The following is a 17,104-nucleotide window of genomic DNA, read 5'->3' as shown; positions in this document are numbered from 1 at the left end:
GTGCGACGCAACCTCGCAGAACGACTCTCCGCGCCGGCGCTGCGCCTGCGCGCCCTGCCGGTGGCCTCCAGGATCGCGCTCGCCGTCGTCCTCCTCGTCGCGCTGGCCGCGGTCTTCGCGCCGCTGGTGACCGCCGACGACCCGCTGGCGTCGGGCACGCCGGTGCAGCCCCCCAGCGGGGACCACTGGTTCGGCACCGACCGCCAGGGCCGCGACATCTACTCCCGCCTCGTCTACGGTGCGCGGTACTCGCTCGTCATCGGCATCGGCGCCACCGGGGTGGCCCTCGTGGCGGCCGGCGTGCTCGGGGCGGTCACGGCGACCGCGAACAAGTACGTCGCCGAGACGCTCATGCGCGTCCTGGACGTCGTCATGTCGTTCCCCGGCATCGCGCTCGCGGCCGTCTTCGTGACCGTGTTCGGGCGGTCCCTGCCGGTCCTGGTGCTGACGATCGCGTTCCTGTACACGCCCCAGCTCACCCGGGTGGTCCGCGCGAACATCCTCGACCAGTACGGCGAGGACTACGTCTCCGCCACCCGCGTCATGGGTGCGCGCACCTCCTGGATCCTCGCCAAGCACGTGATGCGCAACTGCATCGCCCCGGTGCTCGTCTTCACCACCGTGCTCGTCGCCGACGCGATCATCCTCGAGGCGTCGCTGTCCTTCATCCAGGCCGGCGTCCAGCCGCCGCAGCCGTCGTGGGGCAACGTCATCTCCGACGGCCGCGACCTGGTCATGGGCGGCTACTGGTGGGCGACCTTCTTCCCCGGGCTGCTGATCATGGTCACGGTGCTCGCGCTCAACGTGCTCTCCGAGGGCATGACCGACGCGATGGTCGCCGCCCCCCGCGGGGCCGTCCGGAGCGCCCGCACCGACGACGCGCAGGACGCCCCGGCCGCCGAGGCCTCGGCCGCCCGGGAGGCCGCCGCGGCGGCCGACGCCGCGACGACCGTCGCCGACGTCGACCCGGACCTCGAGCACGTCGAGCCGGAGGTGCCGCTCGCCGACCGCCTCGCGACCCTGCGCGCCGCCGAGACGGGCCGCGCCGACCGGCACGACGACGTCCCGGACGCCGAGCCCCTGCTCGAGGTGCGGAACCTGTCCATCCGGTTCCCCGCGCGCCACGGTGACGTCGCCGTCGTCGACGACGTGTCGTTCTCCGTCCGCCCGGGCGAGACCATGGCGCTCGTCGGCGAGTCCGGCTGCGGCAAGTCGATCACCTCGCTCGCGATCATGGGGCTGCTCGGGGGGTCCGCGCAGATCAGCGGCGAGATCCGCTACGGCGGCCGCGACCTGCTCGCCATGGGGGACCGGGAGCGCGCGTCGCTGCGCGGCACCGAGATCGCGATGATCTACCAGGACGCGCTGAGCTCGCTCAACCCGTCGATGCTGGTGCGGGCCCAGATGAAGCAGCTGACGCGCCGGGGCGGCACCCGCACCGCCCACGAGCTGCTCGAGCTCGTGGGGCTCGACCCGGAGCGCACGCTCAGGAGCTACCCGCACGAGCTGTCCGGCGGGCAGCGGCAGCGGGTGCTCATCGCGATGGCCCTCACCCGCGACCCCAAGCTCGTCATCGCGGACGAACCGACCACCGCACTCGACGTGACCGTGCAGGCCCAGGTCGTCGAGCTGCTCGAGGAGCTGCGCGCCAAGCTCGGCTTCGCGATGGTGTTCGTGAGCCACGACCTCGCGCTCGTCGCCGAGATCGCCCACCGCGTCACCGTCATGTACGCCGGCCAGGTGGTCGAGCAGGCCACGACGCGCGAGCTGCTGCTCGACCCGCGGCACGAGTACACCCAGGGGCTGCTCGGCTCGGTGCTGTCCATCGAGTCGCGCTCGACCCGCCTGCACCAGATCCCCGGCACCGTGCCGTCGCCGCGCGACTTCCCGGCCGGCGACCGCTTCGCCGCCCGGTCCTCGCGCGGCGACCGCCGGTCGGACGTGCGGCCCGTGCTGCGCGCCGTGCCGGGGCACTCCCACCATCTCGTGGCGGTCGCCCCCGGCACCCCCGAGCTCGAGACGGGGTACGCGGCGCCGGCCGGCGCCGAGCCCAGCGCGATCGGAGGCGCCCGATGAGCACCACGACCAACCCGCCCGTGGTCGAGCTGTGCGGCGTGCACGTCGTCTTCAAGTCCCGGGCCGGCACCCTGTTCAAGGCCAAGCACGTGCACGCCGTGGACGACGTCTCGGTCCAGGTCCACCGCGGCCAGACCGTCGGCATCGTGGGGGAGTCCGGGTCGGGCAAGTCCACGATGGCGAAGGTCCTCGTCGGCCTCCAGCCGCCCACCCGCGGCGAGGTCCGCTTCCGCGGGGACGTCGTCACGCGGTACACGCCGGCGGTGCGCAAGAAGGTGGGCCGCGTCGTGTCGGTCGTCTTCCAGGACCCGGCGACGGCGCTCAACGCCCGCATGACGGTGCGCGACGCGCTGCGCGACCCCCTCGACGTGCACCGGGTGGGCGACGCGGCCTCGCGGGAGGCCCGCGTGCGCGACCTCGTCCACCTCGTCGGGCTCCCGTCGTCCGCGCTGGAGGCGATGCCCGGCCAGCTCTCGGGCGGGCAGCGCCAGCGCGTGGCGATCGCGCGGGCCCTGGCGCTCGAGCCGGACGTCGTCGTCGCCGACGAGCCGACGTCCGCCCTCGACGTCTCCGTCCGCGCGCAGATCCTCAACCTGCTCGCCGACCTCAAGGCCGAGCTCGACCTGGGGATGGTCTTCATCTCCCACGACATCCAGACCGTGCGGCACGTGTCCGACGAGATCGTCGTCATGCGCGCCGGCCGGGTCGTCGAGTCGGGCCCGGCGGCGCGCGTCCTCGACGACCCCCAGGACAGCTACACCCGCACCCTGCTCGCCGCGGCGCCCGCGCTGCTGTGACCCCCGCCGTGACCCCGCGCCGTGACGACCGCGCCGTGACCTTCCCGCCCGTCCACCCCTCACCGCACCCCCAGAACCGGAGCACCACGTGACCACGCACCCCTTCCGCGGCATCGTCCCGCCCGTCCTCACCCCGTTCACCGCCGACGGCGAGGTCGACACCGCGTCCCTCGACCGGCTCGTGCGCCACCTCGTGGACGCCGGCGTGCACGGCGTGTTCGTGCTCGGGTCGACCGGCGAGGTCGCCTACCTCACCGACGCCCAGCGGGACCTCGTCGTGCGGACGGTGGTGGCGGCCGTCGACGGCCGCGTCCCCGTCATGGGCGGCGCCATCGACCTCACGACGGCGCGCGTCGCCGCGCAGGCACGCGCGCTCGTCGCCGCCGGCGTCGACGCGGTGGTCGCGACCGCCCCGGTGTACGCGATCAACGACGCCGACGAGATCGAGCGGCACCTGCGCGCCGTCGCGGCCGCGGTCGACGTGCCGCTCCTCGCGTACGACATCCCCGTCCGCGTGCACGCCAAGCTCGGCGCGGACCTGCTGGTGCGCCTCGGGACCGAGGGCGTGCTCGCCGGGGTCAAGGACTCCTCGGGCGACGACGTGGCGTTCCGCCGGCTCGTCGCGGCCAACGCGGCCGCCGGCTCGCCGCTCGCGCTGTTCACGGGCCACGAGGTCGTCGTCGACGGGATGCTGCTCCTCGGCGCGGACGGCGTCGTCCCGGGCCTCGGGAACGTCGACGCCGCCGGGTACGTGCGGCTGTGGGACCTCGCGGAGGCCGGCAGGTGGGAGGAGGCGAAGCGCGAGCAGGACCGCCTGGCCGCCCTGTTCGAGATCGTCTTCCAGGCCCCGGGACGCTCGGGCGACGCGGCCGGCGTGGGCGCGTTCAAGGTCGCCGCGCAGCGGCAGGGCCTCATCGACACCACGACGGCGGCGTTCCCCGTCGAGGCGCTCGACGACGCGACCGCCGCACGCATCGAGGCGATCACCCGCGACGCCGGGCTGCTGGGTGCCTGAGCCGGGGGCCGGGTCGCTGGCCGGGTCGGCCCGGCCGGCAGCCGGGGCCGGCGTCGTCGTGGGCGTCGACCTGGGCGGCACGAAGACCGCGGCCGCGCTGGTCGCGGCCGACGGGTCGCCCGGGCCGGTGCACACCGCCCCGACCCCGGCCGCGAGCGGGCCGGAGGCGGTGCTCGACGCCGTCGCCGCGCTGGTGACCCGGGTCGTGACGGCGTCCGGTGCGCCGCTGCGGGCGGTGGGCGTCGGCGCCGCCGGGGTGATCGACGCCGGTCGCGGCGTCGTCGTGTCGGCGACCGAGACGTTCCGCGACTGGCCCGGGACGGACGTCGCCGGCGGGCTGGCCGCGCGCCTGGCGCCGCTCGTCGCGGGGCCGTCGGCCAGCGGCTCGTCCGCCGTGGCGCCGCTCGTCGTCGTCGAGAACGACGTCGACGCGCACGCGGCGGGCGAGGCGTGGCGCGGGGCCGCGGCGGGCGCGCGCAGCGCGCTGCTGGTCGCCGTCGGCACGGGCGTCGGCGGGTCGGTGGTCCTCGACGGGCGCCCCCTGCGCGGCGCCCACCACCTCGCCGGCGAGATCGGGCACGCCCCCGTGCCCGGCGCGGAGGGCCTGCGCTGCGCGTGCGGCCGTCCCGGTCACCTGGAGGCCGTCGCCGCGGGGCCGGCGATCCACCGGCGCTACCTGGCGCTCGGCGGGGACCCCGCGAGCCCGGACGCGCGCGACGTCGTCGCGCGGGCCGGCGCCGGGGACGAGCTCGCGGCCCGGGTGGTCCGCGAGGCAGGCGCGGCCGTCGGTCGCGCGGTCGCCGGCGTCGTCACCGTGCTCGACCCCGAGGTCGTGGTGGTCGGCGGCGGGGTCGGCGGCGCCGGCCACCTGTGGTGGTCGGCCCTCGAGGGGGCGCTGCGCGGCGAGGTCGTCGACGTCCTCGCCGACCTTCCCGTGCTCCGCGCCGTGCTGGGCGACGACGCCGCGGTCGTGGGCGCCGCCCGCAACGCCTGGTCCGCCCTCGGTGCGGCAGCACCGACCGCCGGGAGAGAGTGACGACATGACCGACCAGCCCTGGACGCGCGAGCGCGTCCTCGACGCGATGCGCGGGCGCCTCACCGTGTCCTGCCAGGCCTACCCCGGCGAGCCGATGCGCGACCCGCGCACCACCGCCCAGGTGGTGCGGTCCGTCGTCGCCGGCGGGGCGGCCGCGGTCCGGGTCCAGGGGCTGGACGACGTCGCCGCCGCCGTGGCGGCGGTCGACGTCCCGGTCGTCGGGCTCTGGAAGGACGGCTCGGACGGCGTGTTCATCACGCCGACCCTGGACCACGCCGTCGCCGTCGCCCGCGCGGGCGCGCACGTCGTCGCGCTCGACGGCACCCGCCGCCCGCGGCCGGACGGGCGCACGCTCGCCGGGACGGTGGCACGGCTGCGCGAGGCGGCCGACGTGCTCGTCATGGCCGACTGCGGGTCGACGGGCGACGCGCGCGCCGCCGAGGACGCGGGCGTGGACCTGCTCGGCACCACCCTCGCGGGGTACACGGGCGAGCGGCCGCGGACCGACGGGCCGGACCTCGGGCTGGTCGACGAGGTCGTCGCGGCGTGCACGCTGCCCGTGGTCGTCGAGGGGCGCGTGCACACGCCCGCCCAGGCGGCGCAGGCCCTGGCGCGCGGGGCCTTCAGCGTGTGCGTGGGCACCGCGATCACCCACCCCACCACGATCACCGGCTGGTTCGCCCGCGCCCTGCCCTGAGGGTGCCGACCCGCGTCAGGGTCGGTCGAGGCGGTCCAGGACGGCGCGCGTCAGCCCGGCGACGTCGTGGACCAGGCCGGCGGCGCCCGCCGCCTCCAGCTCCCCGTCGGCGGCGTACCCCCAGGTCACGCCGAGGCAGGGGATGCCGTGCGCGGCGGCCCCGTGCACGTCGTGCTCCCGGTCGCCGACCATGACGGCCGGGCCGTCCGCGCCCGGCACGACGGGGGAGGTGCGCCCCAGCGCGGCGAGCGCCTTGGCGATGACGTCCGCCTTGGTGGACGTGCCCTCCTCGATCGGCGCCCCGAAGACGCCGTCGACCAGCTCGGTCAGGCCGAAGCGGTCGCAGATGGGCCGGGCGAACACCTCCGGCTTCGACGTCGCGACGGCGAGCGTGCAGCCCACCGCCCGCAGCTCGCGCAGCACCTGCGGGACGCCGTCGAACACCCGGTTGTCGTACATCCCGGCGGCGGCGAACACCTCGCGGTAGGCGGTCACCGCCTCGTCGACGCGGTCGGCCGGCACGCCGTGCCCGCCGAACGACTCCGTGATCGGCGGGCCGACGAACGAGCGCAGCGTGGCCTCGTCGGGCACCGGCAGGCCGAGCACGCCGTACGCGTGCCGGATGCCGGCGAGGATGCCGGGGGCGGAGTCGGTGAGCGTGCCGTCGAGGTCGAGCAGCACCAGGGGAGCGGGAGAGCGGGTCACCCCAGCAGGCTAAGCGCTCCCGCGGGCGCGACGGTCGCCGCGCCCAGCGCGACCGCCTCGCGCCCCAGCGCGGACGGCGCCACCCGTACGTCCGCGCCGCTGACCGGCGGCTCGCGCCGGACGGACGCCGCGATGCCCGGGCCCAGGAGGTCCCACGCCGACGCGACCCCGCCGCCGACCACGACGTCCGTGACGTCCAGCAGCGTCGCGACGAGCACGGCGGCCCGTCCCACGGCGTGGGCGGCGTCGTCGAAGGCCCGCCGTGCGTCGCCGTCGCCGGCCCGGGCGAGCTCGGCGACCTGGCGCGCCCCGGGGACGGCCAGGCCGGTGGCGCGCTCGAAGGCGCGGGCGACGGCACGCCCGGAGGCCAGCGTCTCCAGGTGGCCGCGGCCACCGCAGGTGCACGGCAGGTCACCGAACCCGGCGACGTGCCCGATCTCGCCGGCGGCCCCGGAGGGGCCGCGGTAGAGGTTGCCGCCGAGGACGAGCGCGCCGCCCACCCCGGTGCCGAGCGTCACGGCCAGGACGTCGGCCAGCCCGCGGGCGGCGCCGGACCGGGCCTCCCCGAGCGCGAAGGCGTTGACGTCGTTCTCGACCGCGACGGGCACGCCCAGCGCGTCGCCCAGCGCGTCGGCGAGGCCGAAGCCCGCCCACCCGGCGAACGAGTCGGACGCCGCGACGACCGTGCCGGTCGCCGGGTCGACGACGCCCGCCGCACCGACGCCCGCCCCGGCCAGCCGGGTGCCGGGCGCGGCCCGCAGGGCCGAGCGCACCAGGCCGGCCGCGGCGGCCACCATCGCGGGGCCGCCCTCCCCGGCCGGGGTGGCGCCGTGCTGCCGCGCGACGACGCGCTCGCCGTCGACCAGGACGACGGACGTGCCCGTGCCCCCGATGTCCAGCCCGGCGACCACGTCCCGCAGGCCGTCCCCGCCCACTCAGCGCCCCCCGAGGCCGGCGGTGGCGATGCCCTTGACCAGGTGCTTCTGGAGGGCGATGACGATGATCGTCGTCGGGATCATCGAGATGATCGACGCGGCCATCTGCAGGTCCCACCGCGTGCCGTTCTGGCCCGAGAAGGTGGCCAGGCCGATGGGCAGCGTGCCGTGCGCCTCGTAGTCCACGACCGAGATCAGCGGCCACAGGTAGCTGTTCCAGAACGCCATGAAGGTGAACACGGCGAGCACGGCGACGGCGGACGTCGCGAGGGGCAGGATGATCCGCCAGAACGTGCGGAACGGCCCTGCGCCGTCGACCCGGGCGGCCTCGTCCAGCTCGTACGGGATGCCGCGGAAGAACTGCCGCATGAGGAACGTGCCGAACGCCGTGAACGCGAACGGGAAGATGAGCGACTGGTAGGAGTCCACCCACCCGAACCACTGCATGACGATGAACATCGGCACCACCAGGACCTCCTGGGGCACCATGAGCGTCACGAGGAAGAGGACGAAGACGACGTCGCGCCCCTTCCACCGCAGCCGGCCGAAGGCGTACCCGGCCGTCGTGGAGACGGCCAGCACCACGAGCGTGCCGGCGACCGAGACGAACAGCGAGTTGCCGATGTACGTGGCGAACGGCCCGTAGGCGAACACGTCCGCGAAGTTGCTCCACCGCACCTCCGAGCCCACGAGGGTCGGCGGCATGGAGAACATCTCGTTGTTCGGCTTGAGCGCGGAGAAGAAGGCGTACACCAGCGGCAGCGCGAAGAGCGCCGCGGCGAGGACGATGCCGACGTGCGCGAGCACGAGCCGCACGCGGCCGGAGCCGGCCGACGCCTCGCGCGCCCGGTCGGCACCCGGGCCGCCGGGGCCGGGACGCGCGGCGGCGGCCTCCGGTGCCGCGAGGGGCGGCGTGCCGGGCACGGTGGCGACCTGCCCCGTGAGGTGGTCGGTACGGTCAGTGCTCATAGTGCACCCACCTCTTCTGCGCCCGGAACTGGAACGCGGTCAGCCCGATGATGAGGACGAACAGGACCCACGCGGCGGCCGCGGCGAGGCCGAGGTCCTGGAACTTGAAGCCCTGGTTGTAGATGAACTGCACCAGGGGGAGGGTCGCGTTGCCCGGCCCGCCGCCGGTCAGCAGCTGGGGCTGCGCGAACACCTGGAGCGCCGTGATGACCGTCATGACGGTGGCGAAGAAGATCGACGGCGACAGCATCGGCAGCACGACGCTGCGCAGCATGCGCCACCCCTGCGCGCCGTCGATGCGCGCGGCCTCGATGACGGGCGCGGGCAGCTGCTCGAGCGCGGCCGAGAAGATGAGCATGTTGTAGCCCATGCCCTGCCACACCGACATGACGACGACCATCGTCATCGCCCAGTTCTCGTCGGCGAGGAAGTTGGGCAGCTCGACGCCGAGCACCGACACGGAGATGCCGTTGAACAGCCCCTGCGGCTGCAGCAGCATCTTCCACACGAGCGCGTTCGCCACGATGGGCGTGACGACCGGGATGAAGAACAGCACCCGGAACGCCGCCCGGCCGCGGATGCGCGGGCCGAGCGCGAGCGCGAGCGACAGCGCGACGACGAGGTTGAGCGGCACGTAGAGCAGCGCGAAGACGGCCGAGTTGCGCAGCGCGGGCCAGAAGTCGGGGTTGGAGGTGAACAGGTCGACGTAGTTGCCGAGCCCGGCGAAGCTGCGCTCGCCGAAGGCCGGCCAGTCGTACAGGCTCATCACGACGGAGAGCCCGACGGGGACGATGGTGAACAGGGCGAGCCCCACCAGGGCCGGGCTCATGAAGCCCAGCGCCTGGCGGGACTCGATCCTGCTCAGCCGGGAGCGGCTGGACCGCCGCGTCCCGGCAGAGCTGATCGTGGTCATCGGTGGGACGTCCTTCTCCGTCGGCTCACTCGCCGAACTGCTGCTGGGTCTGCCCGAGGACGTCCGTCATCGTGGCCTGGCCGTTGTAGACGCTGACGAGGTCGGGCTGCAGGGCGGTGTTCACCTTGTCCCAGTCCTTCGTGGAGCGCTGGGCCTCCACGTCGGCGAACGCGGCGTCGAACGCGGCCTCGACCTCGCCGCGCACGGACTTGTCCAGCGAGGAGAAGTACAGGGGCTGCGACTCGGCGCGGGCCGGGTAGCTGCGGCCCGACGTCGCCATCGCGTCCTGGGCGTCCTTGCCCACGAGGGAGCCGAGCACCTTCAGGGCCGCCTCCTTGTTCTCGCAGCCCTTGGCGATGCCGTAGCCGGAGCCGAGCACGAGGCTGGTGGAGCCCGCCTCGCCGGTCGGCAGGTCGACCATCCCGGCGTCGAAGCCGGCGTCGTTGCCGAGGTAGGACACGGCGTTCCAGGTGCCGTCGACGGCCATCGCGGCGTTGCCGCCCGAGTACTGGTTCTCGCCCCAGCCGGTGTCCGAGGCGGACGCCGCGGGCAGCGCGACCTCCTGGTCGGTCACGAGGCCGGAGTACCAGGTGGCGGCGTCGGCGAACGCCGGGTCGGTGAGCGCGAGCGTGCCGTCCTCGCCGACCGGCTGCTGGCCGGACATCGCGATCGGCAGCGCCATCCACTGGAACTCGCCGAGCCCGACGGCGAAGCCCTTGGTGGCGTCCGTGGTCGCGCCCTGGGCCGTGGCCTCGAAGTCGTCGAACGACCAGCCGATCTTCGGCTCCGGGGCGCCGGCCGCGTCGATCAGGTCCTTGTTGTAGTAGACGAGCATCGTCGAGACGTCGAACGGCAGGCCGAGGAGCTGGTCGTCGTAGGTCATGATGTCGAGCGCGCCGGGGGCGAAGTCGTCGCGGCTGATGCCGGCGGTCTTCAGGTCGGCGTCGGTCAGGGGCTCGAACGCGTCGGCGTAGGTCGACAGCCGCTGGCCGTTCATGGACGTGAGGCACGCCAGGTTGCCCGACGACATGTTGGTCGTCAGCTTCGTGAAGTAGTCGTTCCACGGGGCGGTCTGGAGGCGGACGTCGACGTCCGGGTTCTCCTTCTTGACGATCTCGAGCGTCTCGTTGAGCGCGTCCGTGTCGGCCTGGCTGCCCGACCACATGTCCCAGACGATCGCCCCGTCGTCGGAGCCGCCGGAGCCGGAGCCGGAGCCGCACGCCGCGAGGCCGAGCATCGCGAGGGCCGCGGTGGAGGCGAGGAGGGGGGTGCGCATGCGCATGGATGTTCCTCTCTGGTGGGTGCTGTGCGTGTCGGGGGCGGGGCGTCGGTGCCGCGCGCCCGGGATGCGTGAGCCGGATGCTGCCGGGGGTCGGCCGTCGTCGGTGGTGCGCCGGGGTGTCGTCACGGGGTCCTCTCCTCGTCGAGATCCGTCTGTCGCCACGGCGGGCCGCGGCGCGTCGGCCGAGGATCCACTTCTTCGTTCGACCGAACGTGCGCTATCACATCACAAGAATCAAAGTTTGAGTACTTCGTTCGGTAGGGTGAGTGCAACGGCCGGCCGATCTGGACGTCGGCTGGTCCTCCTCGCGCTCCTGCGCCAGGATGGGGCTCGCTTACTTTGTTCGACCGCGAAGGAACCTCGATGGCCCTCGACCCTGCACCCGCCGAGCCCGCCGCCGAGGCGCCCGTGACGTCACGCATCGTCGCGCTCGTCTCCGCGGGCGTCGCGAGCTCGCGCGCCGACCTCGCGCGCGAGCTCGGCGTCGCGCCCTCCACCGTCTCCGGCCGCGTCACCGAGCTCATCGACGCCGGGGTCCTCGACGAGGGCGGCGCCGGAGAGTCCCGCGGCGGACGGCGTCCCCGGCTGCTGCGCCTGCGGCCCGACGGCGGCCACGTCCTCGCCGCCGACCTCGGGGGGACGCACGCGCGCCTGGCCGTCATGGACCTCACCGGCCGTCTCGGGGCCGTGCGCGAGGTGCCGATCGAGGTCGCCGACGGGCCCGAGGCCGCACTGGCGGCGATCCTCGAGGAGGGGGCGGACCTGGCCGCCCCGTCCGCCGCCTCGTCCGCCGCCTCGTCGGACGCGGCGCCCGGCGCCCGGTCCGCGCTGCGCGGCATCGCGATCGGCCTCCCCGGCCCGGTGGACGTCGTGACCGGCCGGGTCGAGTCGCCCGCGCGGATGCCCGGCTGGAACGGCTTCGCGGTGCGCGACTGGCTCGCGGAGCGCGCCGGGGTGCCCGTGCTCGTGGACAACGACGTCAACCTCATGGCGCTGGGCGAGCACTTCTCCTACCCGCGCCGGGTCGAGCACTCCGTCACCGTCAAGGCGGGCTCCGGCATCGGCAGCGGGCTCATCGCCTCGGGCCGGCTGCACCGGGGCGCCACCGGCGCGGCGGGCGACATCACGCACTCCCGGGTGAGCGCGGCGGGCGAGATCCCGTGCTCCTGCGGCAAGCTCGGCTGCCTCGAGACGATCGCGTCGGGCGCGGCGATCGTGCGCCAGCTGCGGGCGCAGGGCCTCGACGTGACCACGACGGCGGACGTGGTCCGGCGTGCCGGGGACGCGGAGCCGGCCGTGACGACGCTCGTGCGCGAGGCGGGCCGGCACCTCGGCGAGGTGCTGTGCACCGTCGTGAACTTCGTGAACCCCGACGCCGTCTTCCTCGGGGGCGCGCTCTCCACGCTCGAGCCGTTCGTCGCGAGCGTGCGCTCCCAGCTGTACGAGGGCTGCCACCCGCTCGTCACGAAGAACCTCGTCATCACGCGCGCGACGACGGGGCCCGAGGCCGGCGTCATCGGCGCGGGCCGCCTCGTCGTCCAGCACGTCCTCGCCGACCCCGGCGCATTCCTCCTGCGCGACTGACGCCCGCCGGCCGGCACGCCGGGCCCGCCGCGGCGGGCCCGGCGGTGCTCAGGCCCGCACGCGCAGCACGGCGACGTGCTGGTCGCGCAGCCGCCCCGGCACGACGACGTCGGGGGCGGGCCGACGGTCGTCCCGGGCGAGCTCCGCGGGTGCGCCGTCGTCGAGCCAGGCGACGTCGGCGGCGTCCGCGAGCTCCGGCGCCAGCGCCACCAGGCCGCGGCCCGGCTCGAGGACGTGCACGAACACCTCGTCGCCCCGGCTCGTGTAGGCCACGGGGCTGCGCCCCGGGTCGGGGCGGCCGGTCACGGGGTCGCACGGCACGTCGCCGCTGCGCAGCCACGGGCGCGTGCCGTAGATCGCGTCGCCGTGCGCGCCGAGCCAGCGGCCGAGGGCGGCCAGCCGCTCGCGCTGGAGCTCCGGGATCGACCCGTCCGCGCGCGGCCCCACGTTGAGCAGCAGGTTGCCGTTCTTGCTCACGACGTCGACGAGCAGGTGGATCAGCTCGCGCTCGCCGATCGTGTGCTCGGGCCCCTCCGCCGCGTTGTACCCGAACGACCAGCCCAGCCCGCGCGTGGCCTCCCACGGGTGCTCCAGCGTCTCGGGGACGTGCGAGTACTCGCGCGTCCAGAAGCCGTGGAACGGCACGCCCCACCGGTCGTTGACGACGCCGTCCGGCACCGCCTCGAGGTACTCGCGCAGCAGCGCGGCCAGCCCGTGCGGGGCGCCCGTCTTGCCCGCGTCGGGCCACTCGATGTCGTTCCACAGCACGTCGGGGGAGAACCGCTCCACGAGCTCGCGCAGCTGCGCCGCCGCGTACCGGGCGAACACGTCGTCGTTGCGGCGCAGGCGGAACAGGTCCGTCGACGACTCGATCGGCGGGTACTCGCTCACGTGCCAGTCGAGCGCGCCCGAGTAGTAGAGCCCGAGCCGCGCGCCCGCGTCGCGGGTCGCGCGCGCGATCTCGGCGATCAGGTCACGCCCCGGGCCGCGCCCCACGGCGTTGAAGGGGGTCGTCTCCGTGCCCCACAGGCAGAAGCCGTCGTGGTGCTTGGTGGTCGGCACGACGTACCGCCCGCCGGCGGCGACGAGCTCGCCCACGAGGGCGTCGGCGTCGAAGCCGGAGACGTCCCACAGGTCGGCCAGGTCCTCGTACGACGTGCCCACGCCGTACCGCTCCTCGTGCCGCCGCCGCGTGGGGCTGCCCTCGATGCGCACCGTGTTGGCGTACCACTCGGCGTACTGGTGGCGGGCGTACGCGTCCTCGTCGGGCACGCTGCCCTCCGCGTGCGGGGTGCCCCACGCGGGCACCGAGTACAGGCCCCAGTGGACGAAGAACCCGAGCTTGGCGTCGCGGTACCAGTCGGGCACCACGGCGTCGGGGTAGGCGGGGGCGTCGGCGCCCAGGTCGGGCCCGGTGCGCTCCTCGAAGTTCAGCACGGTCGGCTCCTTGCAGGTCTGGCAGGTCTGGCGGTGGGTCAGGGCGCGTCAGGGCATGTCAGGGCGCGGCGCGTCAGCCGTGCCGGCGCTCGGGCTCGCCCCGGCGGCGCAGCACGGGGCGCAGGTCCGGGTCGGCCAGGTCCGGGTCGAAGGGGAACATCGGGCGCTCGATCCGGTGGTGGCCCAGGCGCAGCAGGTCCTGGTCGACGCCGCCCGGGGTGAGCGCGAGGCGCCAGTCGGCGGCGAGGTCGTACAGCTCCGGCTCGAGGTAGCCGATCTTCACGACGACGACGTCGGCGCGGTGGGGGTCGAGCCCCAGGCGCGTGAAGTCGTGCACGTGGTGGTAGGGCTTGCGCCGCTCGGTGACGACGGCGTGCACCCCGCCGCGGCGCACCACCACGACCGTCCCGGCGTCCGCGTCCCCGGGCGTGATCGAGAAGACCTCGCCCGCCAGGCGCACCGGACCGCGGGCGCGACCGTCGACGTGCCCGCCGGCCTCGACGTCGACCCGCCCGCCGACACCCGCGCGCACGGCGGCGGCGACCGCCGCCGGGTCGAAGACGGACGCGTGGATCACCGTGGGGCCGTCGTCCGCGGCGAAGCGCGGGTCGTCGAGCAGCTCGCCGAGCGACCAGGAGACGTCGCCTGCGCCGCCCGCGGTCGGGTTGTCGCCCGAGTCGGAGACGACGAACGGGCGCGGCGCGTCGTGCGGCCGCGCGAGCGCGAGGTCGAGGCACTCGCCGAAGGTGCCGGTGGGGGCGACGAACTCGAAGCCGTCGCGGGCGGCCCAGAACGCGCGTGCCAGCGCGTGCGCCTCGGCCCCGGCGACGTCCGGGTCGTCGCCTGTGACGACGACCGCGGCCTGGCAGCGCGGTTCGTCGGCCCAGGCGTAGCCGATCCAGATCGCGGCGTCGACGACGCCGTCCTTCGCCTCGACCGCCGGCAGCCGGTCGTAGAGGCCCTTGGCGGGCTCGAGGCGCGTGCTCGTCTTCTCGCCGGGAAGCAGCACCGGGACCTGCACCCAGGCCTGCCACGGGCGTCGCGTCGCCGGCTCGGCACCGTGCGGCCCGCGCAGCCTCTCGAGCAGGTGGTGGACGGCGCGCTCGCGCGTGTTCGCCTCGTCCTCGTGCGGGGCCATGCGGTAGCAGGTGATGAGGTCGACCGCGCGGGACAGCGCGGCGGAGACGTTGCCGTGCAGGTCCATGGATGCCGAGACGAGGGTGTCGGGCCCGAGGGCGTCGCGCACCGCGCCGGCGAGGTCGCCCTCGGCGTCCTCGCGGCCGACGACGCTCATCGCGCCGTGGATGTCGAGGTAGAACCCGTCGAGCGGGCCGTGGGCGGCGACCTCGTCACGGATGCGCTCGACGATCTCGTCGCGCATCGCCCGGTAGACGTCGGGGTCCACGGCGCCGCCGGGCAGCGACCGGCCGTGCAGGAACGGGAGCCAGGCGGCGGCGTCGCCGCGCGGCGTCCCGGGGGCGAGGAACGGGTAGCGCGCCCGCAGGTCGTCCCCGCGCCGCAGCGTGAAGGCCTCCCAGCCGCTCACGTGCGGCGAGAAGGTGCTCGACTCGATCGAGATGCCCGCGATGCCGATGCGGGGCCGGTCGAGGCCGCCGGGGGCGACGGGGGAGAGCGGGGGCGACCAGACGGTCGAGGCGAGGGGGATCACGGCGGCGGGTTCCTCCGGTGGCGGGCCGAGCCTGCGCGGGACGACCCGCACATAGATCGGATGTATCAACGTCCCGGCGAGGATAGCGGACCTCTGGGGAGTGCGGGTGCCGCGACGCGTCCGGACGCGCCGGTCGAGCATCCCGCCGAGATCCGGTCGACCATCCGGCCGGGGAGTCGCGCCGAGTCGCGGCCCCGGCTCCCGTCGGTGCTCCACCCCCGAGACATCGGATGAATGGGCCGACGGTAGACGCCCGGTGTCTCGACGGAGCCATCGCGCGGACGGGGAGACGGTTGACAGCGTCCGGGCCCGGATGGTTCCGTACGGCAGAACACGGTTCCGCTAGGCGGACCGAAGGGGCATCGACGGGGTGCCCCGCTCGACGACGAGCAGGAGGAGAAGCGATGAGGCTCAAGAGGTTGGCGGCCGCGGGGACGGCGGCGGTCGTGGCGGCGACGCTCACGGCGTGCGGCGGGTTCGACACGCCCTCCGGCGGCGGCGAGGCCGAGGCGTCCGGCGGCGCCGGCGGCGCGGACGCCGAGAAGGTCTTCAAGGTGGCTTTCAACCAGAACGCGGAGCAGCCCGAGGCGGTGGCCATGACCCACCTCGGCGAGCGCCTCGCCGAGCGCACGGACGGGCGCTACTCGCTCGAGGTCTTCCCGAACGAGACGCTCGGCGCGCAGAAGGACACCGTGGAGCTGGTCCAGGCCGGCACCGTCGACTTCGCGCTCGTGGCCGGCTCCCTGCTGGAGAACTTCAACCCCGACTTCGTCGCGCTCAACATGCCGTTCGCGTACGACTCGCAGGAGCACCAGGAGGCCGTGCTCAACGACCCCGAGATCACCGGCGACGTGTACTCCTCGATCGAGGACCAGAACATCCGCGTGCTGGGCGGGTTCTCGGCGGGCACGCGCAGCGTCTACAACTCCGAGAAGCCGATCACCGAGCCCGCGGACCTCGCCGGCATGAAGATCCGCGTCATGGAGTCCGACACCAACACCCGGATGATGGAGCTGATGGGCGGCACCGGCACCCCCATGGGCCAGGGCGAGGTCTACACGGCCATCCAGTCCGGCGTCATCGAGGGCGGGGAGAACAACGAGTCGATCTACGCCAACCTCAAGCACGCCGAGGTCGCGCCGTACTACTCGTACACCAAGCACCTCATGATCCCGGACCTCCTGATCACCAGCCCCGCGGTCTTCGACACGATGTCCGCCGACGACCAGGCGATCTTCCTCGAGGAGCTCCAGGGCGCCTTCGAGGAGTCCAGCGAGCTGACGACGAAGATCATGGCCGACAGCAAGGCCGCCGCCGAGGAGGCCGGCGCCGAGTTCAACGAGCCCGACGTCGAGCCCTTCCGCGACGCCGTCGCCCCGCTCGTCGACGAGAAGCTGACCACCGACACCTCGCGCGAGCTGTACGACGCGGTCCGCGCGGCCGCCGAGTGACGGCGGCGCCGGGCGTCCGGGGAGCCACCTCATGACACGCGTCAAGCAGGTGCTCGACGTCGCGCTGCAGTGGATGTGCATCGTGCTGCTCGCCGCCCTCGTGGTGATCGTGGCGTGGCAGGTCTTCGCCCGGCAGGTGCTGTCCGACCCGAGCACGTGGTCCGAGGAGCTGGCGAAGTACGTCTTCATCTGGCTGGGGCTGTTCGGGGCGGCGCTCGTCTTCGGCGAACGGGGGCACATCGCGGTCGACGCGCTGGTGCGCAAGCTCCCGGAGCGCTGGCAGCGCCGGGACGCCGTCTTCTGCCAGGTCGTCATCGGCGTCTTCGCCGCGCTCGTGCTGGTCTACGGCGGCTGGCAGGTCTCCGCCCTCGCCTGGAACCAGGCGATGCCGGGCCTGCCGCTCATGGTCGGCTGGCTGTATCTGGCGCTGCCGCTCTCGGGCGTGCTCGTGCTCTTCTACACCGTCTACCACCTGGTGGCCGTCGTGCGTGGTGCCGAGGGCGCCGCCGTCGACGGCGAGCCGGACGCGATCTGAGGA

Annotated in this window: 15 protein-coding genes; 8 read left to right on the top strand and 7 right to left on the bottom strand. The window is 74.6% G+C overall.

What is annotated here, in order from left to right; translation table 11 throughout:
* From IEW03_RS00795 to IEW03_RS00775, 5 genes are all read left to right on the top strand, one after another.
* Nucleotides 1–2,076, top strand: a complete 2,076-nt coding sequence (locus IEW03_RS00795; protein ID WP_188521744.1) for a dipeptide/oligopeptide/nickel ABC transporter permease/ATP-binding protein — start codon at nucleotides 1–3, stop codon at nucleotides 2,074–2,076.
* Entirely contained in the window at nucleotides 2,073–2,873 is an 801-nt protein-coding gene (locus IEW03_RS00790; protein WP_188521743.1) for an ABC transporter ATP-binding protein, read from the top strand. The genes IEW03_RS00795 and IEW03_RS00790 overlap by 4 nt, the downstream gene beginning before the upstream one ends.
* Nucleotides 2,874–2,961: 88 nt before the next feature.
* A complete protein-coding gene (locus IEW03_RS00785; RefSeq protein ID WP_188521742.1) occupies nucleotides 2,962–3,888 on the top strand; it encodes a dihydrodipicolinate synthase family protein in 927 nt (308 codons plus the stop codon).
* Nucleotides 3,881–4,924 carry an ROK family protein gene (locus IEW03_RS00780; protein ID WP_229737289.1) on the top strand — a complete coding sequence of 348 codons (1,044 nt, stop codon included), beginning with the start codon at nucleotides 3,881–3,883 and terminating at the stop codon, nucleotides 4,922–4,924. Before IEW03_RS00785 ends, IEW03_RS00780 begins: the two co-directional genes overlap by 8 nt.
* A gap of 4 nt (nucleotides 4,925–4,928) precedes the next feature.
* Nucleotides 4,929–5,621, top strand: coding sequence for an N-acetylmannosamine-6-phosphate 2-epimerase (locus IEW03_RS00775; RefSeq protein ID WP_188521741.1), 693 nt, complete (start codon nucleotides 4,929–4,931; stop codon nucleotides 5,619–5,621).
* Between the two features lie 15 nt (nucleotides 5,622–5,636).
* On the opposite strand, the gene IEW03_RS00770 is transcribed toward IEW03_RS00775, so the two are convergent.
* The 5 genes from IEW03_RS00770 to IEW03_RS00750 are packed head-to-tail and all read right to left on the bottom strand — an operon-like array spanning nucleotide 5,637 to nucleotide 10,419.
* Entirely contained in the window at nucleotides 5,637–6,326 is a 690-nt protein-coding gene (locus tag IEW03_RS00770; protein WP_188521740.1) for an HAD hydrolase-like protein, read from the bottom strand.
* A complete protein-coding gene (locus tag IEW03_RS00765) occupies nucleotides 6,323–7,261 on the bottom strand; it encodes an ROK family protein (protein ID WP_229737288.1) in 939 nt (312 codons plus the stop codon). Before IEW03_RS00765 ends, IEW03_RS00770 begins: the two co-directional genes overlap by 4 nt.
* Nucleotides 7,262–8,230: a carbohydrate ABC transporter permease gene (locus IEW03_RS00760; RefSeq protein WP_188521739.1), complete on the bottom strand. Its 969-nt coding sequence runs from the start codon at nucleotides 8,228–8,230 to the stop codon at nucleotides 7,262–7,264.
* Nucleotides 8,220–9,143 carry a carbohydrate ABC transporter permease gene (locus IEW03_RS00755; protein WP_188521738.1) on the bottom strand — a complete coding sequence of 308 codons (924 nt, stop codon included), beginning with the start codon at nucleotides 9,141–9,143 and terminating at the stop codon, nucleotides 8,220–8,222. The genes IEW03_RS00760 and IEW03_RS00755 overlap by 11 nt, the downstream gene beginning before the upstream one ends.
* 25 nt (nucleotides 9,144–9,168) lie before the next feature.
* Entirely contained in the window at nucleotides 9,169–10,419 is a 1,251-nt protein-coding gene (locus IEW03_RS00750) for an ABC transporter substrate-binding protein (protein ID WP_229737287.1), read from the bottom strand.
* Nucleotides 10,420–10,788: 369 nt separating this feature from the next.
* Here IEW03_RS00750 and IEW03_RS00745 point away from each other — a divergent pair, with 369 nt between their 5' ends.
* Nucleotides 10,789–12,009, top strand: a complete 1,221-nt coding sequence (locus tag IEW03_RS00745; protein WP_229737286.1) for an ROK family transcriptional regulator — start codon at nucleotides 10,789–10,791, stop codon at nucleotides 12,007–12,009.
* Nucleotides 12,010–12,057: 48 nt separating this feature from the next.
* Here the strand turns inward: IEW03_RS00745 and IEW03_RS00740 are convergent, their stop codons facing one another.
* Together IEW03_RS00740 and IEW03_RS00735 are read right to left on the bottom strand one after the other, a co-directional pair.
* Nucleotides 12,058–13,446, bottom strand: coding sequence for an alpha-L-fucosidase (locus tag IEW03_RS00740; protein WP_188521736.1), 1,389 nt, complete (start codon nucleotides 13,444–13,446; stop codon nucleotides 12,058–12,060).
* A gap of 73 nt (nucleotides 13,447–13,519) precedes the next feature.
* Nucleotides 13,520–15,115, bottom strand: a complete 1,596-nt coding sequence (locus IEW03_RS00735) for a M81 family metallopeptidase (RefSeq protein ID WP_229737285.1) — start codon at nucleotides 15,113–15,115, stop codon at nucleotides 13,520–13,522.
* A gap of 404 nt (nucleotides 15,116–15,519) precedes the next feature.
* Here IEW03_RS00735 and IEW03_RS00730 point away from each other — a divergent pair, with 404 nt between their 5' ends.
* Nucleotides 15,520–16,566 carry a TRAP transporter substrate-binding protein gene (locus IEW03_RS00730; RefSeq protein WP_188521734.1) on the top strand — a complete coding sequence of 349 codons (1,047 nt, stop codon included), beginning with the start codon at nucleotides 15,520–15,522 and terminating at the stop codon, nucleotides 16,564–16,566.
* Nucleotides 16,567–16,597: 31 nt separating this feature from the next.
* Nucleotides 16,598–17,101: a TRAP transporter small permease gene (locus IEW03_RS00725; RefSeq protein ID WP_188521733.1), complete on the top strand. Its 504-nt coding sequence runs from the start codon at nucleotides 16,598–16,600 to the stop codon at nucleotides 17,099–17,101.
* The last annotated feature ends 3 nt before the right edge of the window (nucleotides 17,102–17,104 follow it).

This window comes from Isoptericola cucumis (assembly GCF_014635665.1).
Classification (GTDB): Bacteria; Actinomycetota; Actinomycetes; order Actinomycetales; family Cellulomonadaceae; genus Isoptericola; species Isoptericola cucumis.
This window is presented reverse-complemented; position numbering and strand designations above follow the sequence as displayed.